This is a genomic window from Mesorhizobium sp. M1E.F.Ca.ET.041.01.1.1, assembly GCF_003997355.1.
Lineage (GTDB): Bacteria > Pseudomonadota > Alphaproteobacteria > Rhizobiales > Rhizobiaceae > Mesorhizobium.
On sequence record NZ_RZSL01001201.1, the window covers coordinates 1 to 616 of the forward strand.

At 64.4% G+C, this 616-nt stretch carries 1 protein-coding gene; it reads right to left on the bottom strand.

Annotated features, from left to right (window positions below; all coding sequences use genetic code 11):
* The coding region (locus EOA38_RS38345) for a lytic murein transglycosylase (RefSeq protein ID WP_189435264.1) at positions 1-616 on the bottom strand (616 nt) is incomplete at both ends.

Genomic DNA, 616 nt, shown 5'->3' on the forward strand with positions numbered 1-616 from the left:
TTTCAGGCCATTGTCGACCAGCGGCGTGCCGTTCGGATTGGTGACGCCCCACTCAGCCCATTGTGACAGAGGCAGCTTGTTGGTGCGGCCGGTCTGGTCCCAGGGCATGTCGTCTGGCACGTGCACTTCCTCGACCCAAGGCTGATCGCGCTTCCAGCCGCGCGACAGGATCTTGTCGGCCGTGGTCATGATGACGTCCGGCGCGCTGTTCCTGAGATCGACCTTGCCGTCGCCATCGCCATCGACACCGCGGGTGAGATAGTCGGTGGGCAGGATCTGCGTCTGGCCGACCTCGCCGGCCCAGGCGCCTTTGACGTCGGCCGGCAGCACGCCGCGGTCGATCAAAGTCAGCAGCGGCACCAGTTGCGGCCGGAAGAGCTGCGGGCGGCGGCAGTCATGCGAGAGCGTGACCAGCGCATCCAGCGTGTGGAAATCGCCCTGCACGGCGCCGAAATCGGTTTCCAATCCCCAAAAGGCGGTGATGACGGCCGGCTGAACGCCGAATTCCTTGTCGGCGCGCGCGAAAACATCGGCGTATTTCTTCAGATTGGCCGTGCCCTGCTTCAGCCGGTAGGCCGAGATCATGCGGTTCGAGAATTGGGTGAAGGTCTGGGCG